The following is a 20,165-nucleotide window of genomic DNA, read 5'->3' on the forward strand; positions in this document are numbered from 1 at the left end:
TTGCTGACAAGCCCCGCACCCCGGGGCGATGCGCCTTGGGTGGTGGCACGTTCTGCCTGGCTGTGGGAGCTGGCACCACGCTGCAGGGCCCTTGCCGCAGTCCGCTTCCATCCCTCCACACACCCTTCCCGTACCCTTCCCGCACCCCGACGGGCTCAGGGTTTTTCCTTGGCTTTACCCAAGGGTTCCACCCAAGCCCCCGGGCACAGGCCCTGCGTATATTTGTTGGGACATGTCTGCCATGACCCGTCCCCATGCCGAACTTTGAGCGTGCCCATCAGCCTGCAGGGGGGACGCGTCCATGACGCCGCCGCCCGGCCCCAAGGCAGCCCCGGACCTTGATCCGGGCTGGCTGGTGCCCGGCGCCCTGGTGCTGCGGCTGATGCTGGTGGCGGCGCTGGCGGTGGCGCTGTCGGGGGCGGTGGCCGCCTGGCTGGTGACTCGGGCCTCCGGGCAGGAGGCCATGCGCCGGGTGGTGAGCCAGCAGACCGACGAGGTCGAGGTGGTGGCCCGGTTGCTGGCCAGCAAGATCGAACAAAGCCAGAAGGTGCTGCGCACCGTGGCCGCAGGCATCACACCGGCGATGCTGGAGTCACCCTCGTCGCTGGAATGGCTGCTGCAGCAGGGCCTGCCTGCGGTGCAGTTCTTCGACACCATGCAGGTCGCCCGCGACAACGGCGAACTGCGCCTGAATTTGCGCGCCGGTCAGATCGAAAAGGCCGCGGACCTGGACCCCACCGAACGCGATGCCCTGCGCCGCACCCTGGTGGATGGCAAGCCCCTGGTGTCCGAGCTGATCGCCGGCCGCCGGGGCGAGGCGCGGGTCATGTTCACCATGCCCCTGCACCGCGAAGACGGCACGGTGGTGGGTGTGGTGGCAGGGGCGTTGCGCCTGCAATCCCAAAGCCTGCTGCCACCGTCGATGACGCTGCCTGCCCGCGATGACTCGCAGCTCATCGTCTTCACCCGCGACGGCACCATCCTGTCGCACTCCGACCCCACCCGCGTGCTGGGCCAGGTGCGTGATGAAGTGGGCCTGGCCCCGGTGTACACGCGCTGGCAAAGCCAGGCCCAGCCGGTGGTGGGGCGGGGCATGACCCATGTGCAGTCCGACCACATCGTGAGCATGGCGGGCATGCCGCTGCCGCAGTGGATCGTGGCGCGCGTGAGCCAGTCGCAGGCGCTGCTGGCACCGCTGCGCGGCGCCCAGCGCGAAGCCTGGTGGCTGGCGGTGGCCAGCATGGTGCTGTGCATGCTGCTGGCGGTGGCGCTGATGGGCTGGATGGCCCAGCCGCTGGCGCAGCTGACCTTCAAGGCGCGCCAGTTGCTCAGGACCAGCGCGCGCCAGCAGCCTGCGCAAGATGTGCATTGGCCCCGCGCGGGCGGCGAGGTGGGCGAACTGGTGCGGGTGTTCCAGGGCCTGGTGCAGCAGGGCAGCCTGCAGCAGTCGCGCAAGGACACGGTGGTCGGCCAGTTCCAGGCCGTCCTGGACAGCGCCCCGGTGGGCATCGTCATCACCCGCCACGGCATGCTGGAGGTGGTGAGCCACCAGGCCTGCGTGATGCTGGGCTACAGCGCGCAGGAGCTGCAGGGCCGCCCCGCGCGCATCCTGTACGCCAGCGACGCCGACTATGCCCAGGTGGGCGATCGTGTGCGCGCCGAGGTGGCGGCGCATGGCGCGTTCGACGGCGATGTCTGCTTTTTGCGCAAGGACGGCACCCCCGTGTGGGCTCGCGTGCAGGGCCAGGGCGTGCGCCCCGAGGAGGTGCACGGTGGCACCGTGTGGATTCTGGAAGACATCACCGCCGCGCGCGAGGCCCAGGTGCAGCAGTCCTGGGGCCGCGCGCACGATGCGCTGACGCAGCTGTACAACCGCGCCGCGTTTGACGAGCGCCTGGGTCAGCTGATGGCCGAGCGGTCGGCCCGCCAGCGCGCTGTGGTGCCCGCCGCCGATGAGGAGAGCGGTGAGACCCAGGGCGACGGGGTGGTGCTGTTCCTCGACCTGGACCATTTCACCGTGGTCAACGACATTGCGGGCCACGACGCGGGCGACGACGTGCTGCGCCACGTGGCCCGGCTGCTGGCGTCCCATGTGCGCCAGATCGGCTGGGCGGCACGCCTGGGGGGGGACGAGTTTGCGGTGGTGTTGCCTGGTTGCGCTCTGGCACGCGGCCAGGCCGTGGCCGAGCAGTTGCGTGCGGCGGTGCGTGCGTGGGAGCCGTCTTACCAGGGGCGCAGTTTTACGCTGGGGGTGAGCATTGGGCTGGTGGTGCTGGACGCCAGCTTGCAGGATGTGCCATCGGTGTTGTATGCGGCGGACATGGCTTGTTATGACGCGAAGCGGGCGGGGCGCAACCGGGTGGAGACACGGCATGCGAGGGATGCGTCGGTGACTTCTTCGGGGCGGATGGCTTTGGGGCCTGTTTGAGGGCTTTTGGGCTGGATGCGCCAGTGGGATATGCGGTGGTGGCTATTGATTTTGTAGCGTTTTCTTGTGGTTGCTGATTGGGCCGCATGCCTAGCTTGAGGGCGGGAGCCGGGAGTCGCCCGGCGTGCGAGTAACTTTCTTTTGCTTCGCCAAAAGAAAGTCACCAAAGAAAAGGCGACCCCCAGTCTGCGACCCCTTCGCTGTGCGAAGGGGCAAACCTGCGGCGGGGCGGTTGCGGGGTGCGCCGTGGAACTCGCTTTGCGCTGCGCGCGCCGCTCAGACATCCACGGCGAGTCAGTTGACGAGGCATGGGCGCTCCGACGCCCATGCTCACCCCGCAACCGCCCCGCCGCAGTCGCAGCCAGCAGGGGGTTGGACAGCCGAACATCCAAACAGCCAAGCAGCCAAGCAGCCAAGCAGCCAAGCAGCCAAGCAGCCAAGCAGCCAAGCAGCCAAGCAGCCGAACAGCCGAACAGCCGAACAGCCGAACGGGCCATTGCTGCGCTCGGCCCCACCTCGCGGGCGCAAGCGCCACGCGCTGCGCAGCCTGGGCCGAGCGAAGCAATGGCCCGTGTGGATGTTCTGCCCCCAGTGCCCCTGTGGATGCGCCGAGGAGCGCAGGGTTTGGCGGATCAGGGCTCGCGTGTGTTTGAGCGACGCGCAGCGGCGCGAGTTGAGCGAGACCCCGCCAAACCCGAGCACCGCAGGTTGCCCCGTAGCGAAGCGAAGGGGACGCAGACAGTGGGGTCGCCCTTTCTTTGGTTCCTTTCTTTCGGCGACGCGAAAGAAAGGGACTCGCATGCCGGGCGACTCCCGGCCTCCGCCCTCAACCAAGGCACGCAGTCACATCCGCACACCCGCCTCCGAATAAAGACGTCGATGCAAAAATGATAGCTACCAGCGCATATCCCACTGGCGCCAACAGTCAAGAGCATCACTCTCCCAACCGCCCCAACGCCTTCAGCACATTCTCCGCAGTCGCCGGCGCCGTCAACACCACCGGCGTCGCAGCGTCCACACCGCTACGCCCCGCCGCCACCGCATTGCGCAGCGCCTCATACACACTGATCGCCAGCATGAACGGCGGCTCTCCCACCGCCTTGCTGCCGCCCACGTTGTCCTCCCGATTCGCCTCGGGCCACAGGTCCACCTTGAAGTGCTCCGGAATATCCCCCGTCGCCGGGATCTTGTACGTGCTCGGCGCGTGGGTGGCGAGGTACCCCTTGTCGTTCCACACCAGCTGCTCGGTCGTCAGCCAGCCCATGCCCTGCACAAACCCGCCCTCGATCTGGCCGATGTCAATGGCCGGATTGATGCTGTGGCCCACGTCGTGCAGGATGTCCACCTTCAGCACGCGGCTCTCGCCGGTCAGGGTGTCGATGGCCACCTCCGTGCAGGCGGCGCCGTAGGCAAAGTAGTAGAACGGGCGCCCGGTGAGGGTGGTCTTGTCGTAGTGGATCTTGGGCGTGCGGTAAAAGCCGTCGCTCCACAGCTGGATGCGGTTGGCATACGCGGCCTGCACCACCTCTTCAAAACTGCGCACCGTCTTGGGCGAGATCACCTGGCCGCCCGCAAACCGGATCGCGCCTGCGCCGCAGCCGTCCAGCCCGCACACGAACGAGGCCAGGTTGTCGCGCACGTTGCGCGCGGCGTACTGGGCGGCGCGGCCGTTCAGGTCGGTGCCGCTGCTGGCGGCGGTGGCGCTGGCGTTGGGCACCTTGCTGGTGTCGCTGGCCGTCACCAGCACGCGGTGCAGGGGCACGCCCAGCTCGTCGGCCACGATCTGCGCCACCTTGGTGTGCAGGCCCTGGCCCATTTCGGTGCCGCCATGGTTCACCTGCACGCTGCCATCGGTGTACACGTGCACCAGCGCGCCCGCCTGGTTGAACAGCGTGGCCGTGAAGCTGATGCCGAACTTGACGGGCGTGATGGCCAGGCCGCGCTTGATGACCGGGTTGCGCGCATTCCATTCCGCAATCTCTGCCTGCCGCTGGCGGTAGTGCGAGGTCTGCTCCAGCGTGGGCAGCAGCTCGTGCAGGATGTTGTCTTCCACCGCCATCTGGTAGTGGGTGACGTGGCGGCCGCTGCTTGCGTCCTTGCCATACAGGTTGGCCAGGCGCACGTCCTGCGCATCGCGGCCCAGCGCGCGCGCGATGTCGCCCAGGATGGCCTCGATCACGATCACGCCCTGCGGGCCACCGAAGCCGCGGAAGGCGGTGTGGCTCTGGGTATTCGTCTTGCAGCGGTACGACGCGATCTCGACATCGCTCAGGTAGTACGCGTTGTCGGCATGGAACACCGCGCGGTCGGCCACGGGGCCCGACAGGTCGGCACTGAAGCCGCAGTTGGCGGCCATCTGGAGCTTCAGGCCCGTGATGCGGCCCGTGTCGTCAAAGCCCACGTCGTACTCGTACGCAAACGGGTGGCGCTTGCCGGTGACCATGAAGTCCTCGTCCCGGTCCAGCCGCAGCTTGATGGGGCGGCCCAGCTTGTTGGCCGCCACGGCGGCCCACACAGCCAGGTGCCCGGCCTGGGTCTCCTTGCCGCCAAAGCCACCGCCCATGCGGCGGCATTCCACCTTGACCGCGTGGTTGTCGATGCCCAGCGCGTGCGCCACCCAGTGCTGCACCTCGCCAGGGTGCTGGGTGCTGGAGTAGATCCACCACTGCTTTTGCTCCAGCGGCATGGCGTAGGCGATCTGGCCCTCTAGGTAGAAGTGCTCCTGGCCGCCGACTTCAAACGCTCCCTGCATGCGGTGCGCCGATTGCGCGAGGCCTGTGGCCGCATCGCCCCGGCGCACAAATACCGGCGGCAGCACATAGCTTTGCGCCTTCAGCGCGTCCTGCACCGTCAGCACGGCGGGCAGGGGGGAGATGTCGAGCTTCACGGCCCGCACCGCGCGGCGCGCCTGCATGACCGAGTCGGCCACCACCAGGCCGATCACCTGGCCGACAAACTGCACGCTGTCCAGCGCAAACACGGGCTCGTCGTGTCCGAACGCCGCCAGGATCTTGTCGCCGGGCACGTCGGCTGCCAGCACCACGCCGCGCACGCCAGGCAGCGCGAGGGCGGCGGTGGCATCCACCCCGTTCAATGTGCCGTGGGCCACGGTGGAGAGGATGGGCGCTGCGTACAGCGTGCCCTTGACCTCTGGCAGGTCGTCGATGTAGTGCGCGGCGCCCGCCACCTGGGCGCGGGCGCTTTCGTGGATGTGCGACTGGCCCATGGCGGCGCGGGCGGGCGCGGGCAGGGCGGTTTCGGCGATGGTGTGGGGGGCGTTCATACGGCGGCCTCCAGCGTCAAAGTGTCCAGGCTGACCGAGGGCTGGCCCTGGGTCTCCAGCCAGTAGCGCTGCAGCAGGCTGCCCAGCACCTGGCGGCGGTAGGCACCGCTGGCGCGCATGTCGGAGATGGGGCTGAACTCGGCCTGCAGCACCGCAGCGGCGCGCAGCGCGGTGGCTTCGGTCCAGGGCTGGCCGGTCAGAGCCGCTTCAGTCTGCCGCGCACGGGCCGGGGTGGCAGCCACGCCGCCCGCGCCAATGCTGGCGCGCTGCACGGTGCCGCCCGCGATGTCGAGGTTGAGCACCAGGCAGACGGCGGAGATGTCGTCGTCAAAGCGCTTCGAAATCTTGTATGCCCGCAGCTGTTCTTGGGCAGAAGGGCGGGGCACCACGATGCGAACCAGCAGCTCATCGGCCGCCATCACGTTTTGCCGGTAGCCGGTGTACAGGTCTTCCAGCGGCAGCTGGCGCTCGCCCCGGGCCTGGCTGGCCAGCACCACCTGGGCGCGCAGCGCGATCAAGAGGGGCATGGAGTCGCCAATCGGCGAGCCGTTGGCCACATTGCCGCCCAGCGTGCCCGAGTTGCGCACAGGCAGCCCCGCAAACCGCGTGGCAAATCGGTGCAGCTGCGGCCACTGCGCAGTGAGGGCCGCAAACGCGTCGGTCAGCGTGACGGCAGCGCCGATGTGGATGGCGTCGGCGTGCTGTGCCACCTGCCGCAGCTCGGCCGCGCGGGTCAGGTCCAGCACCTGGGTGTATTGCTTGTGCTGCTTGGTCACCCACAGCCCCACGTCGGTACAGCCCGCCACCACCTGGGCACCCGGGTGGGCGGCGCGTGCTGCAAGCAGCTCAGGGAGTGTGGAGGGCGCGATATAGGCCGAATCGGTCGTATGCGCTAGTGCACCATGCCGCAGCAGCTTCAATTTTTGTAGCACTTCGGCCTCGTTGACCGCCATGCCGGGCAGCGACGCCATCTGCTGGGCGGCATCGAGGATGGGGCGGTAGCCGGTGCAGCGGCACAGGTTGCCCGAGAGTTCTTCCTGGGCCAGTTCGCGGGTGATGGGTTGGCCGTGGCAGACATGGTTCTGGTACATGCCAAAGAGGCTCATCACGAAGCCCGGCGTGCAGAAGCCGCACTGCGAGCCGTGGCACTGGACCATCGCCTCCTGTGCTGGATGGAGCGTGATGGTTTGTTGTGCAGCGGGTGCTGTGTCGCCCACCGGCTGGATCAGCGGGTCTTCGGCCAGGTCCTCCACCGTCCACAGCGCCATGCCGTCCACCGAATGGGCCAGGCGGATGCAGCTGTTCACGGCGCTGTAGTGCAGCTGGCCATCGCGTTCTTCGCCCAGTACCACGGTACAGGCGCCGCAGTCGCCTTCGCCGCAGCCCTCCTTGGTGCCGGTGTTGCCCAGGTCTTCGCGCAGCACCTCCAGCAGAGTGCGGTCGGGTGGTACATTGCCCAGCGCCACGGGCTGGCCTCGGCGCAGGAATTGCAAGGGTTTTGTTGTCATGACAAACGCCACTTCGATCTTTGATGGAAAGGTTCAGCAGAGGGTAGAACGCAGTACCGTTACCGGCATATGCGCAAGCTTATGGCACCCATGCCCCCACCGCTATGAGAGACCACGCCCTTTTCGACAAGATAGACCTCCATCTCATAAGGGTCTTGCACACCGTGCTCACAGAACGCAGCGTATCGAGGGCCGCCGTCCGCCTGGGCATGCACCAGCCGGCGGTGTCGGCTGCGTTGAAAAGGCTGCGCGACCTGTCGGGCGACCCGCTGCTGGTGCGCTCCGGCGCCAGCATGATGCCCACCGACGCCGCACTGCGCATGGTGGAGCCTGCAGGCGCCATTTTGCGGGCGGCCGAGGCACTGTTTTCGGACGCGCGCGGGTTTGATCCGCGCACGGCCACCCGCACCTTCCGCGTGGCGGCCAGCGACTACCTCGACCCGCTGTTTCTGCCCCAGCTCGTGGCCCGCATCAAGGTCGAGGCGCCCCTGTGCCCGATCGAAATCCTGCCCCTGTCGGCCGACACGCACTACCACGCACACCTGGCGCAGGGTGAGGTCGATGTGGTGATCGGCAACTGGCCCCAGCCCCCGGACGACCTGCACATGGGCCGCCTGTTTGGCGACGAGGTGGTGTGCCTGGTCGGCAAGGACCACCCTGCCGTGCGGCGCGGCTGGGATGTGGAGAGCTGGCTGGCCGCCGAGCACATCGCCCCCACGCCCACCCACCCCGGCGCACGCGGCGTGATCGACGCCCACCTGGACAGCCTGGGCATGCAGCGCCACATCACGGCGCGCTGTGCGCATTTCAGCCTCATTCCCAGTATCGTGGCATCGAGCTTGCTTGTGCTGACCACGGGCCGCCAGTACTGCGAGCGGTATGTGGACCAGCTGCCGCTGGCCATCCTGCCGTGCCCGGTGCCCTTCCCCCGGCTCATGTATTACCAGTTGTGGCATGCCCGCACGCACCACTCGGCGGCGGCCGCCTGGCTGCGAGATTGCGTGAAAACTGTGGCTGCTTCGCTACGAAAAGAATAGCTGCTTGAGCATGCTGAACAAGCGCCATGAGGTATTTTCATTCTTATAACACGTTGTAAAACTGAGAGACAATCCCCGCATGAGTTCTCCCCCCAATCCTTCAGCGCCTGGTGCGGCGCCGCCACGGCTGCAGCTGGTGGGCATCACCAAGCGCTACCCGGCCGTGGTGGCCAACAGCGGCGTGTCGCTCACGGTGCTGCCGGGTGAAATCCACGCCGTGCTGGGCGAAAACGGCGCGGGCAAGTCCACGCTGATGAAGATCATCTACGGCTCGGTCAAGCCCGATGAAGGCAGCGTGTTCTTCAACGGCCAGGCTGTGCAGGTGCGCAACCCGCAAGAAGCGCGGGCCCTGGGCATTGCCATGGTGTTCCAGCATTTCAGCCTGTTCGACACCCTCACGGTGGCCGAGAACGTGTGGCTGGGCCTGGACAAGAGCCTGACGCTGGCCGAAGTGACCGGCCGCATCACCGCCAAGGCCGCCGAATACGGCCTTGACCTCGACCCCCTGCGCCCCGTGCACACGTTGAGCGTGGGCGAAATGCAGCGGGTGGAAATCATCCGCGCGCTGCTCACCAATCCCAAGGTGCTGATCCTGGACGAGCCCACTTCGGTGCTCACGCCCCAGGCGGTCGAAAAGCTTTTTGTGGTGCTGCGCAAGCTGGCCAGCGAGGGTTGCAGCATCCTCTACATCAGCCACAAGCTGCACGAAATCCGCGCGCTGTGCACTGCCTGCACCGTGCTGCGTGGCGGCAAGGTGACGGGCGTGTGCAACCCGGCCGAGGAATCCAATGCATCCCTGTCGCGGCTGATGATCGGCGCCGAGCCGCCGGCGCTGGAACACCGCCCGGTGCAGACCGGCGCCACGGTGCTGCGCGTGCAGGGCTTGTCGCTGCCGCGCGCCGACCAGTTCGGCGTGGACTTGATCGACCTGCAGTTCGAGGTCAAGGCGGGCGAGGTGGTGGGCGTTGCCGGAGTGTCGGGCAACGGGCAAAAAGAGCTGCTCTACGCGCTGTCGGGCGAAGACCAGCGGGCTGACGCGGCCTGCATCCAGGTGTCTGGCCAGAACGCGGGCCGCATGGGTCCCGGCCAGCGCCGGGCGCTGGGCCTGCATTTTGTGCCCGAAGAGCGCCTGGGCCGGGGCGCCGTGCCCACCATGGGGCTGGCGCACAACCTGCTGCTCACCCGCACCAATTCGGTCGGCGGCAGTGGCTGGATCAAGGTGGGTGCGCTGCAAAAACATGCCGAGGACATCATCCGACGCTTCAATGTGAAGGCGGGTGGACCCAACGCAGCGGCCAAGTCGCTGTCGGGCGGCAACCTGCAGAAGTTCATCGTGGGGCGCGAGATTGACGCCAACCCCAAGCTGCTCATCGTCTCGCAGCCCACCTGGGGCGTGGACGTGGGTGCCGCCGCACAGATCCGGGGCTCCATCCTGGCCCTGCGTGACGCAGGCTGCGCCGTGCTGGTGGTGAGCGAGGAGCTGGACGAATTGTTTGAAATCTGCGACCGGCTGCATGTGGTGGCCAAGGGGCACCTGTCGCCCTCGGTGCCCCGCGCCGAGGCCACCGTGGAGCGCATTGGTGAATGGATGAGCGGGCTGTGGCATGCCGATGTGCAAGCGCACCTCGCACAACAGGCCAAGGCAGCGGAGGTGCAGCATGCTTAAGCTGGAACCACGCCCTCAGGCTTCCAAGCTCTGGACCTACGGCTCGCCGCTGCTGGCGCTGGCCGTCACGGTGCTGATTGGTGTGGCCTTGTTCATTGCGCTGGGCAAAGACCCGGTGCGCGGGCTGCAGGTGTTCTTCTGGGAGCCGATCAAGACGCAGTACGCCATTGGCGAGCTCATGGTCAAGGCCACGCCACTGTTGCTGATTGCGCTGGGGCTGGCCGTGTGTTTCCGCTCCAACGTGTGGAACATCGGTGCCGAAGGCCAGTTTGTGATCGGCGCCGTGGTGGCGGGTGGCGTGGCGCTGCTGGCCGACAAGACCACGGGCCCCTGGATCGTGCCCGCCATCCTGCTCGCCGGGGTGCTGGGCGGCATGGCCTGGGCGGGGCTCACGGCGCTGCTGCGCGACAAGTTCAACGCCAACGAAATCCTGGTGAGTCTGATGTTGGTTTATGTGGCCACGCTGGTGCTGGGCTATCTGGTCTATGGCCCGTGGAAGGACCCGATGGGCTACAACTTTCCGCAGACCAAGACGTTCGAGAAGGTCACGCAGATCCCGCGCCTGATGCAGGGCTCGCGCGTGTCCATCGGGTTGCTGCTGGCGCTCGCAGGCGCTGGGGCCTTGTGGGTGTTCCTGTTCCGCACGCGGGCGGGCTTTGCACAGCAGGTGGGCGGGCTGGCACCGGCGGCGGCGCGTTATGCGGGCTTTTCGTCGCGCCGCGCGCTGTGGACGGCGCTGCTGATCTCGGGCGGCGCCGCTGGCCTGGCGGGCGCGCTGGAGGTGGCAGGGCCCATCGGCCAGCTCACGCCCTATGTGCCTGCGGGCTACGGCTTCGCGGCCATCATCGTGGCCTTTGTGGGGCGGTTGCACCCGGTGGGCATGATCCTCTCGGCCGTCCTCATGAGCATGTTCTACATCGGCGGTGAACTCGCGCAGTCGCGCCTGGGCCTGCCCAAGTCGCTCACCGGTGTGTTCCAGGGCCTGCTGCTGTTCACGCTGCTGGCCTGTGACACGCTGATTGCCTACCGCATCCGCTGGGTCGGCAGCAAGAAAGGAGGTGTCTGATGGAGTCTTATGCACTGCTCATCGGCGCCACGCTCAGTGCGGGCACCGTGCTGGCCATTGCGGCCCTGGGCCTGCTCATCAACGAAAAGGCGGGCATCGTCAACCTGGGGGCCGAGGGCATGATGCTCTGCGCCGCCATTGCCGGCTTTGCCACCGTGGTGCACACGGGCAACACCTGGCTGGGCTTTGCGGCAGGCATGGCGGCAGGTGCCGTGCTGGCCGCCATCTTTGGTGTGCTGGTGATCTGGCTCAACACCAACCAGTACGCCACGGGGCTTGCGCTCAGTCTGTTCGGCGTGGGCTTCTCCGCGTTTGCGGGCATCAGCTATGTGCAGGCCAAGCTGCCCGAACTGCCCAAGTACGCCATTCCCGTGCTGGGCGATGTGCCGCTCCTCGGGCCAGCGCTGTTCCAGCAGCACCCGCTGGTGTATCTCACCATGCTGCTGGTGGCGGGGTTGATCTGGTTTCTGTACCGCTCCCGCGCCGGGCTGGTGCTGCGGTCGGTGGGCGAATCGCCTGAGTCAGCCCATGCGTTGGGCTACCCGGTGCGGCGCATCCGGCTGGCGGCCGTGGTGGTGGGCGGGGCGCTGTGCGGGCTGGCCGGGGCTTACATCTCCACTGTCTACACCCCGCTGTGGGTCGAGGGCATGGTGGCCGGGCGCGGCTGGATTGCCCTGGCGCTCACCACCTTTGCCACCTGGCGCCCGGCACGGGTGTTGCTTGGTGCTTATCTGTTCGGCGGCGTGACCATGCTGCAGTTCCATTTGCAGGCCACGGGCGTGCAGGTGGCCAGTCAGTTGCTGAGCATGCTGCCGTATGTGGCCACCATCGTGGTGCTGGCGCTGATCTCGCGCAATCCGGCGTGGATCCGCATCAACATGCCGGCATCGCTGGGCAAACCGTTTTATCCGGGCTCCTGAAAGGGCTAGCCCACCGGAAAATCTGGTTACCCTGCGGTAGATCGCACCATAATCATTGTTTTCGTCCCCCAACCTTTGCAAGTCCTACTTCTTCGATAAGGAAACCGACATGACTGATCTGCAGAAACGCTCCCTGCTCAAGGTGGCAGCGCTCTCCGCTGTGGCTGCTGCTGCCCTGGTGGGCTGTGGCAAGAAGGAAGAACCGGCACCGGCCCCTGCGCCTGCACCGGCCCCTGCCGCAGAAGCTCCGGCACCCAAGCCCGAGCCACTGAAGATCGCGTTTGCCTATGTCGGCCCGGTGGGCGACGGCGGCTGGTCGTTCGCGCACGACAACGGTCGCAAGGCCATCGAGAAGGAATTTGGCGACAAGGTCGTGACGAGCTTTGTGGAAAGCGTGCCCGAGTCTGCTGACGCAGAGCGCGTGCTGCGCGACCTCGCCGGCCAGGGCAACAAGTTGATCTTCGGCACCACCTTCGGCTACATGGAGTCCATGCTCAAGGTCGCGGAAGACAACAAGGGTGTGAAGTTCGAACACGCCACCGGCTACAAGACCGCCGAAAACCTGCGCACCTACGACAGCCGCACCTACGAAGGCGCGTATATGGCCGGCATCATCGCTGGCGCCATGACCAAGTCCAACACGCTGGGCGTGGTGGGCTCGGTGCCGATCCCTGAGGTGATCCGCAACATCAACAGCTTCACGCTGGGTGCGCAGTCGGTCAATCCCAAGATCAAGACCAAGGTGGTGTGGGTGAATGAATGGTTCAGCCCACCGAAGGAAACCGAAGCCGCGACCAGCCTGATCAACGGTGGCGCCGACATCCTGTTCCAGAACACTGACTCTCCCGCCGTGCTCAAGACCGCCCAGGAAAAGGGCAAGCGCGCCTTCGGCTGGGACAGCGACATGACCGCCTACGGCCCCAAGGCCCACCTGGCATCGGCGGTGATCAACTGGGGCCCGTACTACGTCAAGGCCACCAAGGACGTGCTGGACGGCAACTGGGCGTCGGGTCAAAGCTGGTGGGGCGTGAAGGAAGGCGCTATCGACATCGTCTCCATCGCTGAAGACGTGCCTGCTGACACCAAGGCCAAGGTCGAAGCCGTGAAGAAGGGCCTGGCTGACGGCAGCTTCAGCATCTGGAAGGGCCCCATCGTGGGTCAGGACGGCAAGCCCGTGCTGGAAAAGGACGCTGTGGCTGACGACAAGTTCCTGGGCGGCATCAACTTCTACGTCAAGGGCGTGGAAGGCAAGATCCCTGGCGGCGACAAGAAGTAATTCGCACCGCGTGCGTCAGCAGCTCTTGCGGGCTGCTGTGACAAAGGGCCGCCCTGGGGTGGCCCTTTTGTTTTGCAGGCGCGTTTGCGGCCTGCAGCATTAAGAACCTGTTCAAAGTCTTTTTGGAGTCGCACAAGTACCTTGCCGGGATGGGATGCAAGGCGCGGTGCGCAGCCAATAGCCCGTGCTATTGGCAAGCGCCGCAACGCCGCAGACCGCCCGGCAAGGCACTTGCCCGAAGGGTTGGAGTGAAATCGGGCGATTGGACGCCCCGGCTGCTTGCATGGGCATGAGCCCACGCGGCGCATCCGAAGCATCCACTCATCCCGATTGCACTCCAATGCAATCTCCAAAAAGACTTTGAACAGGTTCTAAGGAGCAAGGACGATGGTGGAATCTACGTTGTGGCACCCGGTGGCACTGTCAGAAGCCGTGGCGGCGCAGGCGCCGCTGGCCGTGCAGGTGCTGGAGCAACCCGTGGTGTTGTGGCGCGATGGCCCGGGCGCCGTGCATGCGCTGGCCGACCAGTGCCCGCACCGGGGCGCCCGCCTGTCGCTGGGCCGCGTGACGCCCCAGGGCCAGTTGGAGTGCCCCTACCATGGCTGGCAGTTTGCGGCCGGTGGGCAATGCACGCACGTGCCTGCACTACCCACCTTTGTGCCCCCGGCCACGCACTGCGCCCGCCATTTCGAGGTGCAGGAGGCCTATGGCCTGGTGTGGGTGCGCATCGCACCAGGCGAGCAGGGACTGCCTGTGTTTGCGGCGGAGGGGGATGCTCGCCTGCGCAAGCTCAACTGCGGTCCCTACGACGTGGCGGCCAGCGCGCCGCGCATCGTCGAGAACTTTCTGGACATGTCGCATTTCGGCTTTGTGCACGAAGGCTGGCTCGGCAGCCGTGAGGCAACGGCCATCGACGATTACCGCGTGGAGCCCACGCCCACGGGCCTCCTGGCCACGGGCTGCAAGGCCTGGCAACCGCAATCCAACCTGCATTCCACGGCGGCCGCCCAGGTCGAATACACCTACGAAGTCACGGCCCCCTATGCAGCCCTGCTGACCAAGGTGCCCGAGGCGGGCACCACGGCGGTCGATGGCTGGTGCGAGTCCATTGCGCTGTTTATCTGTCCGGTGACGCCGGTGCGCAGCCGGGTGTGGTTCCGGCTGGCCGTGGCGGATTTCGAATCGCCGGACGAGAAACTGCAGGCCTTCCAGCACACCATCTTCACGCAGGACCAACCCGTGCTGGAGTCGCAGACGCCACAGTGCCTGCCACTCGACCTGCGCGCGGAGTTGCATACCGCTGCCGACAAGGCATCATCTGCGTATCGCCGCTTTCTGCGCCAGAGTGGCATCACCTTTGGAGTCTGCTGATGTTCAAGATCCCCCCCATCTCCGCCGAGCGCCTTCCCAGCCTGCTGCGTGCCATGCCCAAGGCCGAGCTGCATATCCACATCGAGGGCTCGCTGGAGCCCGAGCTGATCTTTGCGCTGGCGCAGCGCAATGGTCTGACGCTGCCCTATGCCAGCGTGGACGCCTTGCGCAGCGCCTATGCATTCACCAATCTGCAGAGTTTTCTGGATATCTACTACGCCGGTGCGAGTGTGCTGCTGCATGAGCAGGATTTTTACGACATGGCGCGCGCTTACCTAGGTCGTGCGGCGCGCGACAACGTGCTGCACACCGAACTCTTCTTCGACCCGCAAACCCATACCGCACGCGGCGTGGCGATGGAGACCGTCATCAACGGCCTGCACCGTGCCTGCCAGGATGCCCGCGCTGAACTCGGAATCAGCGCCACGCTGATCCTGTGCTTCCTGCGCCACCTGAGCGAGGAGTCGGCATTCGAAACGCTGGAGCAGGCCATGCCGCTGCTCGACAAGATGGTGGGTGTCGGTCTGGACTCCAGCGAACTGGGGCACCCGCCCGAGAAGTTTGCCCGCGTGTTCGCCCGCTGCCGCGAGCTGGGCCTGCACCTGGTGGCCCATGCGGGGGAGGAGGGTCCTCCCGCCTACATCTGGAGTGCGCTGGATGTGCTCAAGGTCGAGCGCATCGACCATGGCGTGCAGGCGGTACACGACGCTGCCCTGATGCAGCGCCTGGCGCAAGACCGCATTGCGCTCACGGTGTGCCCGCTGTCCAACCAGAAGCTGTGCGTCTTCCCCAACCTTGCAGACCACAACCTCGGCAAGCTGCTTGATGCCGGTCTGGCTGCCACCGTGAATTCGGACGACCCTGCCTACTTTGGCGGCTACATCAACGAGAACTTCACCCAGGTGTTTGCGGCCACGGGCCTCACGGCCAAACATGCTTACCAGTTGGCTTTCAACAGTTTTGAAGCTAGCTTTGCAGGCAATGCCGACAAGCGGGTGTGGGAGCACAAGCTCAAGGAAGCGTTCGAGCGTTGCGTGGAGCACGACTACTGAGCTTCGGGTAGCGCGCGCAGTGGGCTTGGGGCATGGCGCTCGGGGGACTGTCGCCAGTGCGGCAGGGGCCTGATCTGGGTAAACCCTTAAAATAGTAAGTATTCGTTCGAATTGCGTCCGGTCCAGGCCCAAGGGGTGATCCACCACCATGGCCCTTACCCTGCGCTTCCTTGTGGAGTGCACGGGTGCCGTGTTGCCCCCTTTTTTGGAGCCTTCCATGTTTCTCAGTCAAATCTCCATTGGCAAGCGCCTGACCCTGGTGCTCGGCCTCATCCTGGCGCTGTTTTTTGCCAGCAGCGTGGTGGCCGTGGTCAAGCTCAGCCAGCTGGGCCGGGAGATCGACGCCATGGTCAACGACAACATCAAGACCGAGCGCGCTGGCTCGGACTGGCTGCGCCACACCACATCGGGCGTGCAGCGCGCGGCAGCCATCTCCAAGAGCAGCGACGCGAGCCTGATCCCCTACTTTGCGCCCGCCACGGCCGCGTCGATCCGCGATACCAACGAGCTGCAGAAATTCATCGAATCCAAGATGGACACGCCGGAGAAGAAGCAGCTTTTTGCCAAGGTGGGTGACCTACGCAAAGACTACCTGGCGGCCCGCGAGGAAGTGAGCAAGTTCAAGCAGGCGGGCGATGCCGAGAACGCCAACAAGGTATTCACCGAGCGGTTTGAGCCCACCTCCCGCAGCTATCTGGCGGGTGTGCAGCAGATGGTGGATGGCCAGCGCGCCGAGCTCGATGCCGCCGGCAAGCGCAGCGAAGAGCTGCGTGCCCAGACCACTCTGCTGCTGCAGATCTGCACCGGCGTGTCGCTGCTGCTGGGCGCCTTGCTGGCCTGGCTGCTGACCACCAGCATCACGCGCCCGCTGCGCAAGGCAGAGGCCATTGCAGAGACCATCGCCAACATGGACCTGACGGGTGCCCCCCAGGCGAGCTACGCCAATGACGAAACCGGCCACCTGCTGCGCGCGCTGGATGCCATGCGCAGCGCGCTGCACCGTTCGCTGCAGCAAGTGCGGGGCGTGGTGGACAGCATCTCCACCGCCAGCACCCAGATCGCGATTGGCAACCAGGACCTGAGCGCGCGCACCGAGCAGACAGCCAGCAGCCTGCAGGAGACCGCCAGCTCGATGGAAGAGCTGACCAGTACCGTGCGTCAGAGCGCCGATTCGGCCGTGCAGGCCAACCAGCTGGCCGTGTCGGCGGCGCAGGTGGCCCAGCGCGGTGGCGATGTGGTGGCACAGGTGGTGACCACCATGGACGAGATCAACACCAGCAGCAAGAAGATTGCCGACATCATCGGCACCATCGACGGCATCGCGTTCCAGACCAACATCCTGGCCCTCAACGCCGCCGTGGAAGCCGCCCGTGCGGGCGAGCAGGGCCGTGGCTTTGCCGTGGTGGCCAGCGAAGTGCGCTCGCTGGCCCAGCGCTCGGCCCAGGCGGCCAAGGAAATCAAGACGCTGATCGGCGTGTCGGTGGAGAAGGTTGAGTCGGGTGCTGCCCTGGTGCAGAACGCCGGCACCACCATGGGCGAGATCGTGAGTTCCGTGCGCCGCGTGACCGACATCATTGGAGAGATCAGCGCAGCCGCGTCGGAGCAGAGCCAGGGCATTGGCCAGGTGAATGTGGCAGTGACCCAGCTGGACCAGATGACCCAGCAAAATGCAGCCCTGGTGGAAGAGTCCACCGCCGCCGCCGAGAGCTTGAAGGACCAGGCGTCGCGCTTGGCCGAAGTCGTCGGTGCCTTCCGCCTGGGCGCAGGCCCGCAGGCGCTGCGGCTGAACTGAAATTGCTCACGGGGCTCTGCGCGCTGCCGCAACGCCCTCCCGTGCTTGAAAGCGCTTTTTTCCGGCAGTCTTTGCAACATCGCTTCATGTAGTTTTCGCACAGTCTGACCTTCCCGGTGGCACCGTCGTCCTGCGGTGCTTCCGGTCCATTTCATCAGGGCCATGTAGAGGAACACCATGTACAAAAACCTCGCTGCCACGCTCGTGGCCGCCTGTTTTTTCTCCCCCGCTTTTTCCCAGACCACGCCCGCCAAGGGGAGTCCGGCCGATCCGGTCAAAGCCGGTTTTGTCTATGTCTCGCCCATCACCGAGGCAGGCTGGACGCGCCAGCATGACGAAGGCCGCAAGGCCGTCGAGGCCGCGCTGGGCAATCAGGTGAAGACCACGTTTGTCGAGAACGTGGCCGAAGGCGCCGATGCCGAACGCGTGATCCGCGACCTGGCCGCCACCGGCCACCAGATCATCTTCACCCCCAGCTTTGGCTACATGGAGCCCACGCTCAAGGTGGCGCAGGACTATCCGCAGGTGAAGTTCGAGTCCATCACGGGCTACAAGACCACCCCCAATGTGGCCGCCGCCAATGCGCGCTACTACGAGGGGCGTTACCTGGCGGGCATCGCTGCGGGCCGCATGAGCAAGACCGGCGTGGCAGGGTTCGTGGCCGGGTTTCCCATCCCCGAAGTGCTGCAGGGCATCAACGCCTTCACGCTGGGCATGCGCTCGGTCAACCCCAAGGCCACTGTCAAGGTGGTGTGGCTCAACGTATGGTTCGACCCGCCCAAGGAGCGGGATGCCGCCATGGCGCTGTTCAATCAGGACGTGGATGTGATCGCGTTTCACACCGGCTCCACCGCCGTGATGGCGGCTGCGCAAGAGCGCGGCAAGATGGCAGTGGCCTATCACTCGGACATGCGCAAGACGGGCCCGGACGCGCAGATCGTGGCCGTGACGCACCAGTGGGGCAGCTACTACACCGAGCGCGTGCGCGCCGTGCAAAACGGCACCTGGAAAAGTGCCAACCTGTGGGGCGGCGTGGGCGAGGGCATGATCCGCGTCGGTGACTTTGGCACCCGGGTGCCAGCGGCCGTCCAGCAGGAGGTGCTGAATGCCCAAAAGGCCGTGGGCGCGGGCAAGCTCCAGCCCTTCCGTGCGGGCAAAGTGCCGGTGCGCGACAACGAAGGGCAGGAGCGCATTGCTGCTGGCCAGGCACTACCGGATGCCCAGATATTGCAGATGAACTGGCTGGTGGAAGGCGTGGTGGGCAAGGTGTCCCGCTGATCCTGCAGGGCATATCGCCCATCGTTTTCACTGGTCGGCGCTCCCCGAACCCCATAGCCACTATGGGGTGCTGCATATACAAACGGCGCCCCCTGCCGCTAAGCTTGGCGCCATGCCTGTTTACCGTTCCGCTCTTTTGCGTTTTGCCGACGACGGCAGCGCCCTCTATGACGAAGATGGCCTGCTGGCCGTTGGCCCTGACGCTCAGGGCTGCCAGCGTGTGCTGGCGGCAGGCGCTTGGCAGACTCTCGCGCCACAATTTGCCGGGGAGCCTGTGGTGCATCTGCCGGGGCGCATCCTGGCGCCGGGGTTTGTGGACATGCACATCCACTTCCCGCAGACGGACGTGATCGGCTCGCCAGCCGATGGCCTGCTGCCCTGGCTCGAGAACTACACCTTTCCCCACGAGTCCCGGTTTGTAGACTCCGGCTACAGCGCACAGGTGGCCGAATTTTTTGTGGCCGAGCTGCTGCGCAACGGCGTGACCACAGCCCTGGCGTTTTCGACCTCACACCCCGCGTCGGTGGAGGCCCTGTTCACCGAGGCCCAGCGCCAGCGGATGCGCCTCATCACCGGCAAGGTGCTGCAGGACCGCCACTCGCCTGACGGTGTGCGCGACGACACCGAGCAGAGCCTCATCGACACCGAGGCACTGATCCGGCGCTGGCACGGCGTGGACCGCCTGGGGTATGCCATCACCCCGCGTTTTGCGCCCACCAGCACCCACGAGCAATTGCGCGGCGCGGGCGAGCTGGCTGCGCGCTACCCCGATGTGTGGATCCAGTCCCACGTGGCCGAGAACCGCGACGAGATCCGCTGGGCGCGCGAGCTGTTCCCCGCCGCGCGCAGCTACCTGGGCGTGTACGACGACTTTGGCCTGATGCGCGAACGTGCGGTGTATGCGCACTGCATCCACTTCGATGACGACGACCGCGCGCTGATGCGCGACACCGGCGCGGTGGCGGCGGTCAGCCCCACTAGCAACCTCTTTCTGGGCAGCGGGTTTTTCGACTATGCCGGTGCCGACCGCGTGGGGTTTGGCTATGGCCTGGCCAGCGACGTGGGCGGGGGCACTAGCTTCAGCCCGTTTCACACCATGCTGGCGGCGTACTACGTGGGGCGTGAGGGTCAGACCAAGCAGGGCCTGAGTCTGTCACCCCAGCAACTGTGGTGGCAACACACGGCGGGCGCGGCCAGGGCGCTGGGCCTGGCGGGTGTGGTCGGCAATCTGCAGCCGGGCTGCGAGGCCGATTTTGTGGTGCTGAACCCCGAAGCCACGCCGCTTTTGGCGCGCAAGACCCGCCAGGCGCGCAACCTCGATGAGCTTTTGTTTGCGCTGATCGTGCTCGGCGACGACCGTGTGGTGCAGCAAACGGTGATTTCTCAAGCAAAATACGGCTCTAGCGCTTGAGATTCATGCGCTACCAGCTACGTATTTAATAGCGCCCGGCAGTCCACCACTGTGCGGGCCACAGCGCAGGGAGTTCT

Annotated in this window: 13 protein-coding genes; 11 read left to right on the plus strand and 2 right to left on the minus strand. The window is 66.1% G+C overall.

Annotated features, from left to right (window positions below; all coding sequences use genetic code 11):
* The first annotated feature begins 301 nt into the window (after nucleotides 1–301).
* Nucleotides 302–2,428 (plus strand): diguanylate cyclase domain-containing protein, encoded by a 2,127-nt coding sequence (locus CLU87_RS02980; RefSeq protein WP_099729451.1) that lies wholly within the window; start codon nucleotides 302–304, stop codon nucleotides 2,426–2,428.
* 934 nt (nucleotides 2,429–3,362) lie between these two features.
* Here the strand turns inward: CLU87_RS02980 and xdhB are convergent.
* Nucleotides 3,363–5,711 (minus strand): xanthine dehydrogenase molybdopterin binding subunit, encoded by a 2,349-nt coding sequence (gene xdhB, locus CLU87_RS02990; protein ID WP_099729452.1) that lies wholly within the window; start codon nucleotides 5,709–5,711, stop codon nucleotides 3,363–3,365.
* Entirely contained in the window at nucleotides 5,708–7,219 is a 1,512-nt protein-coding gene (xdhA, locus tag CLU87_RS02995) for a xanthine dehydrogenase small subunit (RefSeq protein ID WP_099732014.1), read from the minus strand. The genes xdhB and xdhA overlap by 4 nt, the downstream gene beginning before the upstream one ends.
* A 104-nt stretch (nucleotides 7,220–7,323) precedes the next feature.
* On the opposite strand from xdhA, the gene CLU87_RS03000 reads away from it, so the two are divergent.
* The 10 genes from CLU87_RS03000 (at nucleotide 7,324) to guaD (ending at nucleotide 20,088) form a co-directional block, all read left to right on the plus strand.
* Nucleotides 7,324–8,256: a LysR family transcriptional regulator gene (locus CLU87_RS03000; RefSeq protein ID WP_099729453.1), complete on the plus strand. Its 933-nt coding sequence runs from the start codon at nucleotides 7,324–7,326 to the stop codon at nucleotides 8,254–8,256.
* Nucleotides 8,257–8,335: 79 nt separating this feature from the next.
* On the plus strand, nucleotides 8,336–9,922 hold the full coding sequence (locus tag CLU87_RS03005; protein WP_099729454.1) for an ABC transporter ATP-binding protein: 1,587 nt from the start codon (nucleotides 8,336–8,338) through the stop codon (nucleotides 9,920–9,922).
* Complete coding sequence (locus tag CLU87_RS03010; RefSeq protein WP_099729455.1) at nucleotides 9,915–10,988, plus strand: ABC transporter permease; 1,074 nt, start codon at nucleotides 9,915–9,917, stop codon at nucleotides 10,986–10,988. Before CLU87_RS03005 ends, CLU87_RS03010 begins: the two co-directional genes overlap by 8 nt.
* Nucleotides 10,988–11,908: an ABC transporter permease gene (locus CLU87_RS03015; RefSeq protein ID WP_056060799.1), complete on the plus strand. Its 921-nt coding sequence runs from the start codon at nucleotides 10,988–10,990 to the stop codon at nucleotides 11,906–11,908. Before CLU87_RS03010 ends, CLU87_RS03015 begins: the two co-directional genes overlap by 1 nt.
* A gap of 109 nt (nucleotides 11,909–12,017) precedes the next feature.
* Nucleotides 12,018–13,184, plus strand: a complete 1,167-nt coding sequence (locus tag CLU87_RS03020) for a BMP family ABC transporter substrate-binding protein (RefSeq protein WP_099729456.1) — start codon at nucleotides 12,018–12,020, stop codon at nucleotides 13,182–13,184.
* 387 nt (nucleotides 13,185–13,571) lie between these two features.
* On the plus strand, nucleotides 13,572–14,555 hold the full coding sequence (locus tag CLU87_RS03030; RefSeq protein WP_099729457.1) for an aromatic ring-hydroxylating dioxygenase subunit alpha: 984 nt from the start codon (nucleotides 13,572–13,574) through the stop codon (nucleotides 14,553–14,555).
* A complete protein-coding gene (locus CLU87_RS03035; RefSeq protein WP_056060809.1) occupies nucleotides 14,555–15,607 on the plus strand; it encodes an adenosine deaminase in 1,053 nt (350 codons plus the stop codon). Before CLU87_RS03030 ends, CLU87_RS03035 begins: the two co-directional genes overlap by 1 nt.
* A 217-nt stretch (nucleotides 15,608–15,824) precedes the next feature.
* Nucleotides 15,825–17,399, plus strand: coding sequence for a methyl-accepting chemotaxis protein (locus CLU87_RS03040; RefSeq protein ID WP_099729458.1), 1,575 nt, complete (start codon nucleotides 15,825–15,827; stop codon nucleotides 17,397–17,399).
* A gap of 177 nt (nucleotides 17,400–17,576) precedes the next feature.
* The gene (locus tag CLU87_RS03045; protein ID WP_099729459.1) at nucleotides 17,577–18,677 is read left to right on the plus strand and encodes a BMP family ABC transporter substrate-binding protein; all 1,101 of its coding nucleotides are present in this window, start codon (nucleotides 17,577–17,579) and stop codon (nucleotides 18,675–18,677) included.
* A 112-nt stretch (nucleotides 18,678–18,789) separates the two neighbouring features.
* Nucleotides 18,790–20,088 (plus strand): guanine deaminase, encoded by a 1,299-nt coding sequence (guaD, locus tag CLU87_RS03050; protein ID WP_099729460.1) that lies wholly within the window; start codon nucleotides 18,790–18,792, stop codon nucleotides 20,086–20,088.
* The last annotated feature ends 77 nt before the right edge of the window (nucleotides 20,089–20,165 follow it).

It is taken from the genome of Acidovorax sp. 59 (assembly GCF_002754175.1).
Lineage (GTDB): Bacteria > Pseudomonadota > Gammaproteobacteria > Burkholderiales > Burkholderiaceae_C > Acidovorax > Acidovorax delafieldii.